12 protein-coding genes are annotated in these 16,569 nt (G+C 72.9%); 6 read left to right on the forward strand and 6 right to left on the reverse strand.

What is annotated here, in order from left to right:
- The coding region (locus tag ACIA8F_RS33960) for an FAD-binding and (Fe-S)-binding domain-containing protein (protein ID WP_399384663.1) at nucleotides 1-2,156 on the reverse strand (2,156 nt) is incomplete at its 3' end.
- A gap of 149 nt (nucleotides 2,157-2,305) precedes the next feature.
- Here ACIA8F_RS33960 and serC point away from each other — a divergent pair.
- The 3 genes from serC to ACIA8F_RS33975 all read left to right on the forward strand — a co-directional run bounded on the left by serC (nucleotide 2,306) and on the right by ACIA8F_RS33975 (nucleotide 5,214).
- Entirely contained in the window at nucleotides 2,306-3,424 is a 1,119-nt protein-coding gene (gene serC / locus ACIA8F_RS33965; RefSeq protein WP_399384665.1) for a phosphoserine transaminase, read from the forward strand.
- Between the two features lie 361 nt (nucleotides 3,425-3,785).
- Nucleotides 3,786-4,583, forward strand: a complete 798-nt coding sequence (locus tag ACIA8F_RS33970; RefSeq protein WP_399384666.1) for a hypothetical protein — start codon at nucleotides 3,786-3,788, stop codon at nucleotides 4,581-4,583.
- On the forward strand, nucleotides 4,576-5,214 hold the full coding sequence (locus ACIA8F_RS33975) for a class F sortase (protein WP_399384668.1): 639 nt from the start codon (nucleotides 4,576-4,578) through the stop codon (nucleotides 5,212-5,214). Before ACIA8F_RS33970 ends, ACIA8F_RS33975 begins: the two co-directional genes overlap by 8 nt.
- A 28-nt stretch (nucleotides 5,215-5,242) precedes the next feature.
- Here ACIA8F_RS33975 and ACIA8F_RS33980 read toward each other — a convergent pair whose 3' ends face one another.
- Complete coding sequence (locus ACIA8F_RS33980) at nucleotides 5,243-5,827, reverse strand: TerD family protein (protein ID WP_399384670.1); 585 nt, start codon at nucleotides 5,825-5,827, stop codon at nucleotides 5,243-5,245.
- 167 nt (nucleotides 5,828-5,994) lie between these two features.
- Between ACIA8F_RS33980 and ACIA8F_RS33985 the strand changes: the two genes are divergently transcribed.
- Together ACIA8F_RS33985 and ACIA8F_RS33990 are read left to right on the forward strand one after the other, a co-directional pair.
- On the forward strand, nucleotides 5,995-9,165 hold the full coding sequence (locus ACIA8F_RS33985) for a sacsin N-terminal ATP-binding-like domain-containing protein (protein ID WP_399384672.1): 3,171 nt from the start codon (nucleotides 5,995-5,997) through the stop codon (nucleotides 9,163-9,165).
- A gap of 101 nt (nucleotides 9,166-9,266) precedes the next feature.
- Nucleotides 9,267-10,916 carry a hypothetical protein gene (locus ACIA8F_RS33990; RefSeq protein WP_399384674.1) on the forward strand — a complete coding sequence of 550 codons (1,650 nt, stop codon included), beginning with the start codon at nucleotides 9,267-9,269 and terminating at the stop codon, nucleotides 10,914-10,916.
- Nucleotides 10,917-10,945: 29 nt separating this feature from the next.
- Here the strand turns inward: ACIA8F_RS33990 and ACIA8F_RS33995 are convergent, their stop codons facing one another.
- Nucleotides 10,946-11,941: a DUF5937 family protein gene (locus ACIA8F_RS33995; RefSeq protein ID WP_399384676.1), complete on the reverse strand. Its 996-nt coding sequence runs from the start codon at nucleotides 11,939-11,941 to the stop codon at nucleotides 10,946-10,948.
- Nucleotides 11,942-12,028: 87 nt separating this feature from the next.
- Between ACIA8F_RS33995 and ACIA8F_RS34000 the strand changes: the two genes are divergently transcribed.
- Complete coding sequence (locus tag ACIA8F_RS34000; RefSeq protein ID WP_399384678.1) at nucleotides 12,029-13,213, forward strand: MFS transporter; 1,185 nt, start codon at nucleotides 12,029-12,031, stop codon at nucleotides 13,211-13,213.
- Nucleotides 13,214-13,256: 43 nt separating this feature from the next.
- Here ACIA8F_RS34000 and ACIA8F_RS34005 read toward each other — a convergent pair whose 3' ends face one another.
- Genes ACIA8F_RS34005 through ACIA8F_RS34015 form a run of 3 tightly spaced genes read right to left on the reverse strand, consistent with a single transcriptional unit; the run spans nucleotide 13,257 to nucleotide 16,527 of the window.
- Nucleotides 13,257-13,700, reverse strand: a complete 444-nt coding sequence (locus ACIA8F_RS34005) for a hypothetical protein (RefSeq protein WP_399384680.1) — start codon at nucleotides 13,698-13,700, stop codon at nucleotides 13,257-13,259.
- On the reverse strand, nucleotides 13,697-13,993 hold the full coding sequence (locus ACIA8F_RS34010; RefSeq protein WP_399384681.1) for a hypothetical protein: 297 nt from the start codon (nucleotides 13,991-13,993) through the stop codon (nucleotides 13,697-13,699). The genes ACIA8F_RS34005 and ACIA8F_RS34010 overlap by 4 nt, the downstream gene beginning before the upstream one ends.
- 56 nt (nucleotides 13,994-14,049) lie before the next feature.
- Nucleotides 14,050-16,527: a cation-translocating P-type ATPase gene (locus ACIA8F_RS34015; protein ID WP_399384682.1), complete on the reverse strand. Its 2,478-nt coding sequence runs from the start codon at nucleotides 16,525-16,527 to the stop codon at nucleotides 14,050-14,052.
- Between the last annotated feature and the right edge of the window lie 42 nt (nucleotides 16,528-16,569).

A 16,569-nucleotide genomic window follows, 5' to 3' on the forward strand; every position in this document is an offset into this window, starting at 1 on the left:
CTGGTGTGCCGCGCAGCGGCACAATCCAGCCCCTCCGGCGTTTGAGGAGCGGGGTCTGGGGCGGAGCCCCAGAAGGGGTCCGGGCGCAGCCCGGGGAACGGGCGAAGGGCGGGGAGGGGACTTCGCCCCGCGGAGCGGATCGCGGAGCGGACCAGCGCGCGCCACCCGCGGGTGAAGGGGGTCCGGGCCAGCCGGGGCAAGGGGCGGGCCCGTTCCAGGCCGGGGACGCGGAGGAAGCGGGAGGCCAGGTTCAGGGGGCCGGCCAGGCGGAGGGCCGCGATCAGGCGGAGCCAGCCGGGGAGGCCGCCCAGGGCGTAGTGGGAGAGGGGGCGGAGCCGGCCCGCCCAGTGCCGGTGGAGGAACTCCGCCTTGTAGGAGGCCATGTCGACCCCCACCGGGCAGTCGCTGCGGCAGCCCTTGCAGCCGAGGCACAGATCGAGCGCCTCGGCTACCTCCGCCGAGCGCCAGCCCCCGGTGACGACCTCCCCGGCGAGCATCTCGTGGAGCAGCCGGGCCCGCCCCCGCGTGGAGTGCCGTTCCTCGCCGGTGGCCCGGTAGGACGGGCACATCACCCCCGGCCCCCCGACCTCCGTCGAGCGGCATTTCGCGACGCCGACGCAGCGGGCGACCTCCCCCGCGAACACGGAGGACGGCAGCACCGCGAAGCGGAGGTTCTCGTCGAGGCGGGCCGGGCGGACGAGGATCCCGGGGTTCATGCCGCCCGCCGGGTCCCAGACCCGCTTGTAGGCCTCGAAGAGGCCGATCACCGCGGGCCCGTACATCCGCGGCAGCAGCTCCGCCCGCGCCTGTCCGTCCCCGTGCTCTCCGGACAGGGAGCCGCCGTGGGAGACCACCAGGTCGGCGAGGTCCGAGGAGAAGGCCCGGAAGCGGGCCACGCCCGGGGCCGTCACCAGGTCGAAGTCGATCCGTACGTGGACGCAGCCCTCGCCGAAGTGGCCGTACGGGGATCCGCGCAGCCCGTGCTCCGCCAGCAGGGCCCGGAATTCCGGCAGGTAGGCGCCGAGCCGGGCGGGCGGCACGGCGCAGTCCTCCCAGCCGGGCCAGGCCATGCTCCCGTCGGGCATCCGGGTCGCGGTGCCCGCCGCGTCCTCGCGGATCCGCCACAGGGCCCGCTGCGCCGCCGGGTCGGTGAGGAGCAGTCCGTCCACCGCGTCGGAGGCCCGCAGCAGGGCCCGGGCGGCGCCCGCGTCGGGCATCTCCACGAACAGCCAGGCCCCGCCCCGGGGGAGCCGGCCGGCCGCAGCGCCGACCAGGTCGGCGGCCATCCCCTCCACGGTCAGCGGCCCGTACTCCAGCAGCCCCGCTGCGGCCTGCGCGGCCGCGCTCTCGTCGGCGTACCCGAGGACGGCCAGTGCCGGGGCGGCGGGCAGCTCCACGAGCCGTACGACCGCCTCGGTGACCACGCCGAGCGTGCCCTCGCTGCCGCAGAACGCCCGGGCCGGCTCCGTACCCCGCTCGGGGAGCAGGGCGTCCAGGCCGCCGTAGCCGGAGATCCGCCGCGCGAAGCCGTCGGCGGGGCCGCCGGCCATGCCGGTGCGCAGGACGGCCAGGTTCTCGGCGACCAGCTCCCGCAGTCCGGCGGGCGCGCCCTGCCAGCCGGTGCCGAGCCGGTGCGCGGAGCCGCCGTACGCGGTCACGGCGAGCTCGGCGACGTTGTCGGCGGTGGTGCCCCAGGCGACCGAGTGGGCCCCGCAGGCGTTGTTGCCGATCATGCCGCCGAGGGTGCACCGGGAGTGCGTGGAGGGGTCCGGGCCGAAGGTCAGCCCGTGCGGACGGGCCGCGTCCCGCAGCCGGTCGAGGACCAGGCCGGGCTGGACGACGGCGGTGCGGGCGGCCGGGTCCAGGGAGACGAGGGCGTTCATGTGGCGGGTGAGGTCGAGGACCACGCCGATCCCCGTGGCCTGGCCCGCGATGGAGGTGCCGCCGCCGCGCGGCACGACCGGGACCCCGGCCGCGGCGCACACGGCGAGCGCGGCGGCCACGTCCTCGGCGTCGCGCGGGGCGATGACGCCGACGGGGACGCGGCGGTAGTTCGAGGCGTCCATCGTCGTCAGGGCCCGGGCGGCGGCGCCGAAGTCGACCTCTCCGCGCAGGTTCTCGCGCAGGGCGCGTTCGAGTTCACCGGGTGAGGTCACGCCGACAGCCTCCCACCGGCTCCCGCCCGACGCCCCCACCGGCTCGCATCCACCCGAGACCACCGGCACCCACCCCCATCCACCCGCGCGTCATCTCATCGGGTGGACGCGGCTCCAAGGGGTGGACCCGGACCGGATACGCTCCGCTTGTGGCCGAGATCCAGATTCCCGCTGACATCAAGCCCGCCGACGGACGCTTCGGCGCGGGCCCCTCCAAGGTGCGGACCGAGGCGCTGGACGCCCTCGCCGCCACCGGTACCTCCCTGCTCGGAACCTCCCACCGCCAGGCTCCGGTAAAGAACCTGGTCGGATCGGTGCGCCAGGGCCTCCGGGACCTCTTCTCCCTCCCCGAGGGCTACGAGGTGATCCTGGGCAACGGCGGCTCCACCGCCTTCTGGGACATCGCGACCGCCGGTCTCATCGAGCGGAAGTCGCAGCACCTCACCTTCGGTGAGTTCTCCTCCAAGTTCGCCAGCGCCGCGAAGTCCGCGCCGTGGCTGGACGCACCCTCGGTGATCTCCTCCGACCCGGGCACCCACCCGGACCCGGTGGCCGAGGCGGGCGTGGACGTGTACGCGTACACCCACAACGAGACCTCGACGGGTGTCGCGGCGCCGATCAAGCGCGTTGCGGGCGCCGACGCGGGTTCCCTCGTCCTGGTGGACGCGACCTCGGGTGCCGGCGGTCTGCCGGTGGACATCACCGAGACCGACGTCTACTACTTCGCCCCGCAGAAGTCCTTCGCCTCCGACGGCGGTCTGTGGCTGGCGGCGTTCTCCCCGGCGGCCCTGGAGCGCGCGGCCCGCGTGCACGCTTCCGGCCGGCACATCCCGGAGTTCTTCTCGCTGCCGACGGCGATCGACAACTCGCTGAAGAACCAGACGTACAACACCCCGGCGCTCTCCACCCTCTTCCTGCTGGACCAGCAGCTGGAGTGGATGAACAGCCAGGGCGGTCTGGAGTTCACGACCGGCCGTACGGCGGCCAGCGCGGCCCACCTGTACGGCTGGGCCGAGGCCTCGAAGTACGCCAGCCCGTTCGTCGCGGACGCCGCGAAGCGCTCGGCCGTCATCGGCACGATCGACTTCTCGGACGACATCGACGCGGCCGCGGTCGCCAAGGTGCTGCGCGCCAACGGCATCGTGGACACCGAGCCCTACCGCAAGCTCGGCCGCAACCAGCTCCGCATCGCGATGTTCCCGGCGATCGACCCGGCGGACGTGCAGGCGCTCACCGCCTGCGTGGACTTCGTGATCGAAGCCCTCTGACCGACGGGTCCGACCCGTTCCGCACGCTCCGCAGCCCCCGGTGACATCTCGTCACCGGGGGCTGCGCCTCGTCCGGACCCGTGCTGAAGGGGCCCTGAGCCCGTCCTGAACGAGTCCTGAACGAGCCCTGAAGGCCGAGGCCCGCCGCCCGCCCGGAACCCCGGGACCTTGGTCCCAAAAATCGGGGCAAAGAGCCCGCAAACGGAAGATCCCCACCCCCTCCTCCGCCTGCGGTTTCATGCCGCGGGACCTTCGGCAGGGGGCTGTTCCGGACCCTCGGAGGGGCGCAACCAACCACCCCAGGATGTCCCTCATGTCTGGTGTGCCGGGAAAGAACCCCGGCCCGTTCAGGAGGAATCCCATGCGCAAGGCACTTACCTTCTCGGCGATCGCCCTCGCCTCGTCTATGGCCCTGGCCGTCCCGACCGCCGCGTTCGCCGCCGACGCGACCCCGGCCGCGCACAACAGCGCCACCCCGACGCCGGCGCCGGCCCCGGCCGCCCTGAAGCTGTCGGTCTCCTCCGGCAAGCCGGGCGACTCCGTCCAGATGTCGATGGAGGTCCCGGACGGCTCGACCGGCCTGTCGATCTCCTCCAAGGCCCTGAACGACGTCAAGATGACCGACGGGCGCGGCGCCACCGCCACGATCGCCAAGGTCGCCGACGGCAACTACGGCGTCTCCCTCACCGGCACGGGCCCCGACGGCAAGAAGATCCAGGCCACCGCCCAGCTCACGGTCAAGGACGGCAAGCCCGCCCCGGCGCCGACCACCTCCACGCTGAGCCTGTCCAAGGACAACGGCAAGCCCGGCGACAAGATCCAGGTCACCATCAAGACGGCGCCGAACGAGAAGAGCGCCTTTATCAAGTCCGACGCCTTCGGCGGCCAGGTCAACCTGAAGAACGACGGCAAGGGCGTCTGGACCGGCACCGCGGTCGTCGCCAAGAACGTCAAGTCCGGCTACTACGGGGTCGACGCCTTCGCGGGCGGCAAGAAGTTCGACACCGTCAAGTTCTCCACCGACGCCACCGGCCCGGTCACCCCGAAGCCGAAGCCGGTCCCGGTCGACCCGAGCCACCACAAGACCCCCAAGGGTTCCGTGAACACCGGCCAGGCCCCGCTCGGCTGGCTCCCCTCGGACGCCGCGAACCATGGCTGAGCAGTCCACCCCCGAACGCGCCCCCCGCCGGAGCGGCCGCGCCCTGCGCGTGGCCGCCCTGGCGGGCGCCGCCGGCCTCACGGCCTTCCTCATCACGTCCTGCAGCTCCGGCGGTGACACCGGCGCGGCCAGGAACGACCCGGCCACCGCCAAGAACGCCTCCGTGCTGAACGCCTCCGTCCCGGACCGCATCGTGATCCCGGACATCAAGGTCGACGCCCCGCTCGACACCGTCGGACTCGACGCCCAGGGCACCATGCAGGAGCCCGACTTCGCCAAGCCCAAGGACGCAGCCTGGTACAAGGACGGCCCGACCCCCGGGGAGAAGGGCGCGGCCGCCGTCGTCGGGCACATGGACACCCCCCAGGCACCCGAGGCCGTCTTCTACAACCTCAAGAAACTCAAGAAGGACGAGAAGATCGAGGTCCACCGCGACGACGGCTCCACCGCCGTCTTCGCCGTCGACGAGATCGACACCTTCAAGAAGGACCAGTTCCCCACCGACAAGGTCTACGGGGACACCCACGGCAAAGCCGAACTCCGCGTCATCACCTGCGGAGGCAACCTCACCAAAGACCGCCACTGGGACTCCAACGTGGTCGTCTTCGCGCACCTCGTCGGCAAGGAATAGCACCGCCGGCGCGCAGCGCGCAGGCCGGCTACTTCGCCACGGCGAACCGCATCAGGGCCTGCTCGTCGCCCGGCTTGATCTTCCCGGTCTGGTTGATGACCTGGAGCTTCCAGCCGGCCCCGTCCCGGATCGCCTTGGCCACGGCGCAGCCGTTGTCCGTACCGAGCAGGCTCGGCCAGATGTCGGCGACCTGCTGGCTGCTGCCGCCCGTGGCGTCGTACACCTTGAAGCTGATGTTGCGGGCGCTCTGGAAGGAACTGCCCTTCTTGTACGCGGCGGCGACGAAGACGATGGACGTGACGTTGCCCGGTATCCGGGCGAACTCGACGGTCACCGTCTCGTCGTCGCCCTCGCCGTGGCCGGTCTGGTTGTCACCGCTGTGGAGCAGCGAGCCGTTGCCCATGGGGTCCAGGGAGTCGAGACCCGCGAGCCGGACCGGGTCCGAGCCCTGCATCGCAATGGCGATCAGGTCCAGGTCGGTCCCGATCTTCCGCTTGAACTTGCCCATCAGGCCGCCGCTGCTGCCCACGGTGGGGTCCCACGAGACGCCGATGGACAGGTGGGTTACGCCGCCCAGGTCCGCGGGGCCGTCTTCCTTGGTGAGCGTGATCATGCGCAATCCTCACAAATAGCTGTGCGATACCGACTCCTGCAGTCTGCCTGAAGCCGGTTCGTTTGCGGAGGCGCTCGACGCACGCGATACCTTCAGGGCCTCGGCATCCGGCGTTCCCCGGACGCCGTACAGCGCAGTTGAGCGCAGTACAGCTTGGAGGCAGCAGCGTGAGCGTGCGAGTGACGGCGGCCCAGGACGGCGTGGACCCCTTCGGCACGGCCCGGCTGCGACGCGGGGTGCTCGACGCCTGGGGAGCGGGCCCGGCCCGCTTCCGCGAGGACGCCAACGCCGAGGAGGACCTGGCGCTCGGCGGCTACCGCGACCGGCTCGTCGTCGAACTCGCGCAGAACGCCGCCGACGCGGCCGCCCGCGCCGGGGTCCCCGGCCGGCTGCGGCTCACCCTGCACGCCGGCACCGACCGGCCCGACGGGCACGCGGTGCTCGCCGTGTCCAACACCGGCTCCCCGCTGGACGCCACCGGCGTGGAGTCGCTGTCCACGCTGCGCGCCTCCGCCAAGCGCGACGACTCCTCCGGGAGCGTGGGCCGCTTCGGCGTCGGCTTCGCCGCGGTCCTGGCCGTCTCCGACGAGCCCGCCGTGCTCGGCCGGCACGGCGGGGTCCGCTGGTCCCTGGCCGAGGCCCGGGAGCTCGCCCGGGGCGCCTCCGTCGGCAGCTCCGGGCTCGGCGAGGAACTGCGCCGCCGCGACGGCCACGTCCCGCTGCTGCGCCTCCCGCTGCCCGCCGAAGGGACCGCGCCCGAGGGCTACGACACCGTCGTGGTCCTCCCGCTGCGCGACGCCGCCGCCGAGGAGCTGGCCGGGCGGCTGCTGGCCGCCGTGGACGACGCCCTTCTGCTGACCCTGCCGGGGCTCGCCGAGGTCGTCATCGACACACCGGCCGGGGGCGTGCGGACGCTGACCCGCCGCACCGAAGGCCCGTACACCGTCATCGCCGACTCCGCCTCCGACGTCAAGCGCTGGCGCACCGTGCGCCACTCCGGCCCCATCGAGAAGGCGCTGCTCGCCGACCGGCCCGTCGAGGAACGGCTGCGGCCCGTCTGGGCGGTGTCCTGGTCCGTGCCCGTCGACGCCGAAGGCGCCCCGGTGCGCCCGGCGACCGCCCCCGTGGTCCACGCGCCGACCCCGACCGACGAACCCCTCGGCATCCCCGCGCTGCTCATCGCGACCCTGCCGCTGGACACCACCCGCCGGCACCCCGCGCCCGGGCCGCTGACCGACTTCCTCGTGGAGCGCGCGGCCGACGCGTACGCCGAACTGCTCGGCTCCTGGGAGCCGGTGAGCACCGCGCTCGTGGACCTCGTACCCGGCCCGCTCGGCAAGGGCGAGCTCGACGGGGCCCTGCGCGCCGCCGTCATCGCGCGCCTGCCCCGTACCGCCTTCCTCGCCCCGGCCGCCCCGGCCGAGGCGCCGGCCGAGGGGGAACCCGAGGAGCGGGCCGCCCTACGCCCCTTCGAGGCCGAGGTGGTGGAGGGCGCGGGCGCCGACACCGTACGGGTCCTCGCGGAGGTGCTGCCGACCCTGCTCCCGGCCGGGCTGGAGCGGCGCCCCGAACTGCGCACCCTGGGCGTGGGCCGGCTGCCGCTGGGCGAGGCCATCGAGCGGATCGCGGGCATCGAGCGGACCCCCGAGTGGTGGTACCGGCTCTACGACAGCCTCGCCGGGGTCGACCCGGACCGGCTCTCCGGCCTCCCGGTGCCGCTGGCCGACGGACGCACCGCGATCGGCCCCCGGCACCTGCTGCTGCCCGGCGCGGACGCACCGCACTCGGGCACGCCGCGTGCGGGGAGTCCGCAGAGCCTGGCCCGGCTCGGCCTCAAGGTGGCCCACCCGGACGCGGTGCACCCGCTGCTGGAGAAGCTCGGCGCGCTCCCGGCGAGCCCGCGCGCCGTCCTGACCACCCCGCAGGTACGGGCGGCCGTCGCGGCCTCGCTGGACTCCGGGGAGATCTGGGACGAGGACGCCCTCGACCCCGAGGAGCTCGCCGACATCGTCCTCGGCCTGGTCCAGGGCGCCGAGCTCTCCCCCGGTGACGAACCGTGGCTGGGCGCCCTCGCCCTGCCCGACGAGGACGGCGAGCCGACCCCGGCCGGCGAACTGCTGCTGCCCGGCTCCCCGCTGGCCTCCGTGGTCCGCGAGGACGAGATCCCCTACCTGGACGCCGAGTTGGTGGAGCGCTGGGACGAGCGGACCCTCACCGCCGTGGGCGTCCTCGCCACCTTCCAGCTGGTCCGCGCCACCGACGTGGTCCTGGACCCCGACGAACTGGAGCCCCGCGACGGGGACTTCGCCGAGCCCGACGACGCCGGCCTGCTCGACGCCGTCGACGTGTGGTGCGAGGACCTCCTCGACCAGCTGCCCGACACCCCCGTGCCGCCGGTCGCCACCGAGCTGGTCGCCGTACGGGACCTCGACCTGGTCGACGACGACTGCTGGCCCCAGGCCCTGGCCATGCTGGCCCAGCCGCCCTTCCGGGACGCCCTGACCCAGCCCGTGCGGGTCCTGCTCCCGGACGGCACCACCCGGTCCGTGCGCTCGTACACCGCTTGGTGGCTGCGCGACCACCCGGTGCTGGACGGCCGCCGTCCGGCCGGGCTGCGCTCGGCGGGCGGCGACCCGCTGCTGGCGGGGCTCTACACCCCGGCGGACGCCACCGGCTTCGAGGACGAGCAGGTCCTGCGGGCCCTGGGCGTACGCACCTCCGTGCCCGCCCTGCTGGAGGAGCCGGGCGGCGCCGCCGAGCTGCTCGGCCGCCTCGCCGACCCGGACCGGGACATCGGCGGACGCCAACTGCACGCCCTGTACGGGGCGTTGGCGGACCTCGACCCCGAACAGGTCACCCTGCCCGACGAGCTGCGCGCGGTCGTGGACGGCGAGGTCGTCGTGGTGGACGCCGCCGAGGCGCTGATCGCGGACGCCCCGGACCTACTCCCGCTGACGGCGGGCCTCCCGCTCCTCCCCGTCGCCCCGTCCCGGGCCGCCGACCTGGCGGAGCTCTTCCAGGTCCGGCGCCTCTCGGAGACGGTCCCGGCGGAGGTGACCACCGAGGGCGAGGAGCACGAGGTCCCCGAGTCCGTGCACCAGCTCCTGGGCCCGGCCACCCCGAAGAGCTACGTGGAGCACGAGGAACTCCAGGCGGGCGGCACCGAACTCGACTGGCGCCGCACCCCGGACGGCACCCTGCACGCCTCCACCCTGGAGGGCGTCGCGGCGGCCCTCGCCTGGGCGGCCGGCCAGTGGCCGCGCCGCTTCGAGGTCGCGGCCCTCCTGGAGGACCCGTCGCGGACGGCGGAGCTGGCCCGGGACCGCTGGTTCGACTAGCCCGTCCCCTTTCGGCCCGGTCCGTGCGTCCGCCCGTACAACCATCGGATGGCGTGGGAGGTCCCCTTGGGTGTTCGTCGAAGGAATTCCCGGGGGGATACATGAACAAGCGCATCAGCGCCGCACTCTGCACGATGACGGCCATGGCGGCCGTGCTCGCCGTACCCACGGCCGCCCAAGCCGCCGACCCCTACGCGAAGGGGTTCAGCACGAGTGCGGGCGACGAGCGGGTCGTCGTGTTCTTCGACACGCTGGAGCGGCCCAAGGGCCTGAAGGTGATCCTGCGCAGGAAGGGCGGCAGCGCGCCGGTCGCCACGCTCACCTCCTTCACCCCCCACATCAAGGACGAGGACATCTGCGAGCCGTCCTGCGGGGACGTCCTGCCGCACCCCCTCAAGGCCGAGGTGCCGAGGCTCCCGGAGCTCGGCGAGTACAGCGTCGACGTGCAGTACACCGGCACCATGGGCGAGACCGTCCTGCACAAGGACCGGGCCACCCTGAACTACCGCGTCCGGCCGTACTTCGAGAACCTGAAGGCCGCGAACGGGGTGTCCTTCACGTCCCGGGACACCGTGGTCTCGGGCGACATCAAGGCCTATGACCCCCGCACCGGTACGGCCAAGCCGTTCACCGGCGCGTTCACGGCCACGACGGGGACCGTCACCACCCCCCTGACGGCGGACGCCAAGGGGCACTTCCAGTCCGGGCTCACGGTCTCCGGCGCCGCGGGCAGCGAGGAGCCGGGCAGTGCCACGACGGACGTCCGCTTCACCGCCGCGCTGCCGGGCATCACGAAGGACGCGCTCCTCGGCGTCCCGGTGACGCCCGTGGCGGCGCACATCGCACTGGACTCCCCGAAGCTGACGGGCGCCTTCGGAACGGAGTCCAAGGTCAGCGGCACCGTCACCTGGAAGGCCCCCGACGGCACGTGGAAGCCGGTGCCCGCCGGAGCCGCGGTCGGCCTGGGCTTCCACGGGGGCACGGGCACGACGGACGGTGCCGGCCGGTTCACCGCGCTCGGCCGGTTCGCCGGGGACTTCGTGTGGGAGGCCGAGAGCCTGACGCCCTGGCTGGACGCCGAACCGGCGACCCTGTCGGTGGACACCACGCCCGGCTTCACCACGTCGCACCTCAGCGCCGAGATCGACAGCGCGCGGAAGCTGACGGTCAGGTCCTGGTTCACCTGGGGTGAGCTCCCGGCCGGGGTCACACGGCTGAGGATGGACGTCCAGACCTCCGCCGACGGCAAGACCGGCTGGACCACGCGCACGGACCTTGGCGTCACCACGAGGCCGGGGTCCGACGGCGCGGACGCGGCGGAGACGACGTTCTCCAACCCGGGCACCGGCTTCGTCCGGCTGCGGTACGCGGGCTCCCCGGACATCCACGCCCCCGAACCGGCCGCCCTCGCGATCCCCCGGCGGACCGAGACGGCCATCACCGACTTCAACGCCGCTCCCGAGCCGGTGAAGAAGGGCAAGCCCATCACGGTCAGCGGCAAGCTCACCCAGGCGGTCCCGACCTGGAAGCCCTACACCGGCGGGCTCGTCCAGTACTGGTTCCGTGCGACCGGGGCCACCTACTGGAAGTCCATGGGCTCCTCGAAGAGCACCGCCGGCGGCGCCTTCAGCCGGACCTTCACCGCCAGGGAGAGCGGAATCTGGAAGGCCCGCTTCGTGGCGGACACACCCGACACCACGCACTTCAACTCCCCGTACAGCCGCGAGGACGAGGTCCTCGTCACCCCGTAGCACCCCGAGCGGATCCCCGGCGGCCCCGCTCACGCCACCGGCGTCAGCAGCGCGTCCGCGATGGCCGTGCGGGCGTACAGGACCGAGCGGCCGGCGCGGTGGCCGGTGACCAGGCCCGCGTCGCGCAGGGCCGTGAGGTGCTGGGAGACCGCGGCGGTGGACAGGCCGCTGTGGCGGGCCAGTTGGGTGGTGGAGGCCGGGGTGTCCAGCTCGGCGAGGAGCAGGGTCCGGGAGCGGCCCAGTACGGCGGCCACCGCGTCGGTGGCCTTGGTGGCGCGCGGCTCCCACAGGGTGCCGATACCGCGTGCCGGATAGGCCAGTTGGAGCGGTTCGGGGATCACCGAGCGGGTCAGGACCCGGGGCCAGGCGAAGGCGGAGGGGACGAGCAGCAGCCCGGGGCCGATCTTGTCGCGGGTCAGCGCGCAGTGCGTGCGGACCATGCGCAGGGTGCCCGCGTCCCAGCTGACGGTGGAGTGGAGCTCGTTGAGGACGTGCGCGGAGCCGTGCTCGGCGACCTGCCGGGCCCGGTGGAAGACGTCGGCTTCGAGGAGCTGGTGGATCCGGGGCCAGTAGGGCGCGAGCGCGAGCTCCCAGTAGGTCTGGATCTCGTCGGCGACCTTCTCCATGACGGTCCCGGGGTCCTCGTACAGCAGCCTCAGTCGGGCTGCCTGGCGGTCCGCGGGGCGGTGCTTGGCCGTGATCGTGTCCAGGTCGGTGCGTACGTTCTCCGGGCTGCTGGCGCGGATGGCCGCCAGCTCGGCCTCCAGTTCCGGGAAGGGGCCGGAGGGGGTCGGGTTGAGGAAGTCCGCGAGGTAGCCGCCCCCGGGGATCAGGGCGGCGAGCCAGCCCCGGTCCAGGCCCGCGCTCCCCAGCCGGGGCCGCACCTGCGCCGCCCAGCGGCGGTGCAGCGGCGGGTCGGCCTCCGCGTGCAGCAGCCGGAAGCTGGTGACGACCTCCCACATCGGGGAGACCGCGAAGCGGGTCTGCGCCAAATCGGCTGCGGAGAAGTTCAGTTCGTATTCCATGGCCCTGCGTACCCCCGTCGGCGCCCCTTGGATTCGGCCCCACCTTAATCAATGGGAACCGCGGCCGTCCGAGCCCACGCTCTTGTCATGCCCTCCTCCTTCCGCGGTCTTCCGCCCCTCGTCTGGACCCTCTTCGCCGGTACGGTCGTCAACCGGCTCGGCTACCTCGTCACCCCCTTCCTGGTCTTCCTCCTCGCCGACCGCGGCATCACCGGCTCCGACATCTCCTTCGTGCTCGGCGCACTGGGCGCCGGCAACCTGCTCGGCCCGGCCGTCGGCGGACTGCTCGCCGACCGGATCGGCCGCCGCCCCACCATGCTGATCGGGCTCATCGGCTCCGCCGTCGCCCAGGGCGCCCTGTTCCTGGCCCCGGGCATCTGGACGATGGCCGCCTCCGCACTGCTGCTCAGCACCGCCGGAGCCACCGTCGGGCCCGCCGCCTACGCCCTGCTGGCCGACTCCGTGGACACCGGCTGGCGGCAGCGCGCGTACGCCCTGTTCGGGTGGGGCGTGAACATCGGCACGGCCGTCGCCGGGGTCCTCGGCGGGTTCCTCGCCGCGCACGGGTACTGGCTGCTCTTCGCCGTCGACGCCGGTACGGCCCTCGTCTACGCCGCCGTGGTCGCGACCCGGCTGCGCGAACCGGCCCGCACCGCACCGGCCAAGGCCTCGGGACTGGGCTACGGGGTGGTCCTGCGCGACCGGCTGCTGCTCCTGCTGCTCCCCCTGCTCGGGATCCAGCTGTTCGTGTACTCGCTGACCGAGGTGGCGCTGCCGCTGGCCGTCCGTGACAGCGGGCTCTCGCCGGCCGTGTACGGGGCCCTGGCGGCGGTCAACGCCGTCCTGGTGGTGGCCCTGCAGCCGTACGCGTCGGCCCGCCTGTCCGGACTGCCGCAGCTGCCGGTGCAGGCTGCGGGCGGCGCCCTGATCGCCGGCGGGGTGGCGCTGACGGGGCTCGCGGACTCCGTCACCGGGTACGTGGTCTCGGTGGTCGTCTGGTCGCTCGGTGAGGTGGCGGTCGCCGGAATCGCGGCCTCGGTGGTGGCCGACCTGGCCCCCGCCGACGCCCGGGGCCGCTACCAGGGTGCCTTCAGCTGGACCTGGGGCGTGGCCCGCTTCTCCGCCCTCACGGCGGGCGTGGCCCTCTACGCCGGGGTCGGGGCGGCCGCCCTGTGGTGGGGCGCCCTCGTCGCCGGCCTGCTCGCCTCGGCGGCGACCCTGGGCCTGCGCGGCCGGATCACGGTCCGTACGGAGCACGCGCTGGTTGCCTGAAGCGGCCGAGCCCACCAGGTGGCGACGCCCAGCACGACACCGGCTAGACGGATTCGATCCGGATGCGGTGGGCGCCGAGCAGACGCTTCATGTCGTCCAGATCGGAGGTGAGGACATTGACCAGGTCGCCCCGCCGCGATGCGGTGACGGCGATCGACGCGAGCACCGCATCGATCGCGTACTTGTGACCGTGCAGCCCCGCCTCCCTCAGGAGGGAGCGGGCCGTCGCAATGATCTCGTCATCGGTGTGCACGATGTCGATGCTCGACAGGAACCAATCCCACGCCTGCTGACGGACACCGACCCGGGGGTCCCACGCCTCCAGCGTCGTGAGTGACGAGGTGACCACGCGCATCTCGCGGTTGGGCGCTCGCCTGATCATGCCCCGTACCTCGCGATCACCTCGGGCGGCCTTGGACAGCGCTTCGGAGTCGAGTACGAGGATCCGTGGCTGCACCATCGGGCCCGGCGCGGTGCGCGGCGTCATGCGGCCGCCTTCCTCTCGAGCGGGTCCACCACGCCCTCGCGTCCGCCTTCGTCCCTCCCCGCGTGCCAGGCGTCCATGGCATCCAGACGAGCATCCGCGGCGCGGAGCTCCTCATCGGTGAGCGGGCCGTACTCCTCGTCCAAGAGGTCCGACAGCCCGCGCAGCTTGTCCATGGCCACCTTGTGCTCCACAGCGGCGGTCACGTACGCGGAAACGCCGCGCTCGTCCACCGAAGCCTTGATGTATTCCAGCACCTCGTCAGGCAAGGTGATCGTGACCTTCTTAGTTGCCATAAGTCGAGTATGGCCACGGCTCGCGGGCGCTGTCATCACCCGTAAGGGGCAAACCGCTACGCCGGGAACCGGCGGTCCACCCACCGGAAGGTGAACTCGATCAGGACGGACGCCGCCGCGGCGATGCCCACGGCGGTCCACGGCATCACGGCTCCCTCCAGCTTGAGCTGGAAGAACTCCTGGAGCCAGGGCACGACGAGCACGATCAGGAAGGCCCCGCCCATCGCGCCGACCAGGCCGACCCGCCACCAGGTGTAGGGGCGGGCGATGATCGCCAGCACCCACATCGAGGTCAGGAACAGCGCGAGCGTCGCGGCGCTGGTCTCGGCCTTGAGGGCGTCGGGGCCGGAGTAGTGGTGGCGGGCGAGCACGTACGTCACGAAGCAGGCGACGGCGGCGATGACCCCGCCGGGGATCGCGTACCGCATCACGCGTTTCACGAAGTGCGGCTTGGCCCGCTCCTTGTTCGGCGCCAGCGCCAGGAAGAAGGCCGGGATGCCGATGGTCAGCGTGGACAGCAGCGTCAGGTGGCGCGGCAGGAACGGGTACTCGACCTGGGAGCAGACCACCAGGACGGCCAGCAGCACCGAGTAGACCGTCTTGGTGAGGAAGAGGGTGGCGACGCGGGTGATGTTGCCGATGACCCGGCGGCCCTCGGCGACCACCGAAGGCAGGGTGGAGAAGCTGTTGTTGAGCAGGACGATCTGCGCCACGGCCCGGGTGGCCTCCGAGCCGGAGCCCATCGAGACGCCGATGTCCGCGTCCTTGAGCGCGAGCACGTCGTTGACCCCGTCGCCGGTCATCGCGACCGTGTGGCCGCGGGACTGGAGGGCGGCGACCATGTCGCGCTTCTGCTGCGGGGTGACCCGCCCGAAGACGGCGTTCTGGTCGAGGACCTCGGCCATCTCCGCCCGGTCGGTGGGGAGGCTGCGCGCGTCGACGGTGTTCTCGGCGCCGGGCAGCCCCAGCTTGCCGGCGACCGCGCCGACCGAGACGGCGTTGTCCCCGGAGATGACCTTGGCCTTGACGTCCTGGTCCTCGAAGTAGCGCAGGGTGTCGGCCGCATCGGGGCGCAGCCGCTGTTCCAGGACGACGAGGGCGGTCGGCCTGACCCCGGTGGCCACGGCCGGGTCGTCGAGTTCGCGGGCGGCCCGGCCCAGCAGGAGGACCCGCAGGCCCTGCTCGTTGAGCTCGTTGATCTCCTCCAGGGCCGGGTCCCCGGCCGGGAGCAGCACGTCGGGGGCGCCGAGCAGCCAGGTGTTGTTCTCCCCGTCGCCCTCGCTGAAGCTGGCGCCGCTGTACTTGCGGGCGGAGGAGAAGGGCAGCGATTCGGTGCAGCGCCACTCGGCGCTGTCGGGGTAGGCCTCGATGATCGCCTGGAGGCTGGCGTTGGGGCGCGGGTCGCTCTCGCCGAGCGCGCCGAGGACCTTCTTGACGTACGCGGTGTCCGCGCCGCCGAGCGGACGGCACTCGGTGACGTCCATGCCGCCCTCGGTGAGGGTGCCGGTCTTGTCGAGGCAGACCACGTCGACGCGGGCGAGCCCCTCGATGGCGGGCAGCTCCTGCACCAGGCACTGCTTGCGGCCGAGCCGGATGACGCCGATGGCGAAGGCGACGGAGGTGAGGAGGACGAGGCCCTCGGGGATCATCGGGACGATGCCGCCGACGGTGCGGGCGATGGCGTCCTTGAGGTTGTTGTCCTTGACGATCAGCTGGCTGATGATCAGGCCGATGGAGGTCGGGATCATCATCCAGGTGACGTACTTCAGGATGGTGGAGATGCCGGAGCGCAGCTCGGAGTGGACGAGCGTGAAGCGGGACGCCTCTTCGGCGAGCTGGGCGGCGTAGGCCTCGCGGCCGACCTTGGTGGCGGTGAAGGCGCCGCCGCCGGCGACGACGAACGAGCCGGACATGACCGGGTCGCCGGGCTTCTTCAGGACGGGGTCGGCCTCGCCGGTGAGGAGGGATTCGTCGATCTCCAGGCCGTCGGCCTCGCCGACGAGCCCGTCGACGACGACCTTGTCGCCGGGTCCGAGCTCGATGACCTCGTCGAGGACGATCGCGGAGGTGGAGATCTCGGCGGTGCGGCCGTCGCGGCGCACGCTGGGTTTGGCCTCGCCGATGACGGCGAGGCCGTCGAGGGTCTTCTTGGCGCGCATCTCCTGGATGATGCCGATGCCGGTGTTCGCGATGATCACGAAGCCGAAGAGGCTGTCCTGGATCGGCGCGACGAAGAACATGATCACCCAGAGGACGCCGATGATGGCGTTGAAGCGGGTGAAGACGTTGGCGCGGACGATCTCGGACGTGGAGCGGCTGCTGCGGACGGGGACGTCGTTGACGGCCCCGCGGGCGACGCGCTCGGCGACTTCGGCGGTGGTCAGCCCGGCCGGCTTGAACCGCGGCGCGGGTGGCTGCATCGGGTGGACGGGATCGAGCTCTGCCCCCGCGTCGATGGCGGTCCCGACGGGAGCGGCGCTGCCGCCGCCGCCCCGCTCCGGTCCCTCTGATTCGATCTGCGCCCGCTCCGTCATGGTTCCGACGGTAAAGGGCGTTTCACTCCCGCACCCGCCGAA

It is taken from the genome of Streptomyces sp. NPDC051563 (genome assembly GCF_044454225.1).
Lineage (GTDB): Bacteria > Actinomycetota > Actinomycetes > Streptomycetales > Streptomycetaceae > Streptomyces.

Coding starts and splice junctions, on each gene's coding strand:
- ACIA8F_RS33970 (WP_399384666.1), top strand. CDS start 3,786: ATGCGCAAGGCACTTACCTTCTCGGCGATCGCCCTCGCCTCGTCTATG.
- ACIA8F_RS33975 (WP_399384668.1), top strand. CDS start 4,576: ATGGCTGAGCAGTCCACCCCCGAACGCGCCCCCCGCCGGAGCGGCCGC.
- ACIA8F_RS33980 (WP_399384670.1), bottom strand. CDS start 5,827: ATGATCACGCTCACCAAGGAAGACGGCCCCGCGGACCTGGGCGGCGTA.
- ACIA8F_RS33990 (WP_399384674.1), top strand. CDS start 9,267: ATGAACAAGCGCATCAGCGCCGCACTCTGCACGATGACGGCCATGGCG.
- ACIA8F_RS33995 (WP_399384676.1), bottom strand. CDS start 11,941: ATGGAATACGAACTGAACTTCTCCGCAGCCGATTTGGCGCAGACCCGC.
- ACIA8F_RS34000 (WP_399384678.1), top strand. CDS start 12,029: ATGCCCTCCTCCTTCCGCGGTCTTCCGCCCCTCGTCTGGACCCTCTTC.
- ACIA8F_RS34005 (WP_399384680.1), bottom strand. CDS start 13,700: ATGACGCCGCGCACCGCGCCGGGCCCGATGGTGCAGCCACGGATCCTC.
- ACIA8F_RS34010 (WP_399384681.1), bottom strand. CDS start 13,993: ATGGCAACTAAGAAGGTCACGATCACCTTGCCTGACGAGGTGCTGGAA.
- ACIA8F_RS34015 (WP_399384682.1), bottom strand. CDS start 16,527: ATGACGGAGCGGGCGCAGATCGAATCAGAGGGACCGGAGCGGGGCGGC.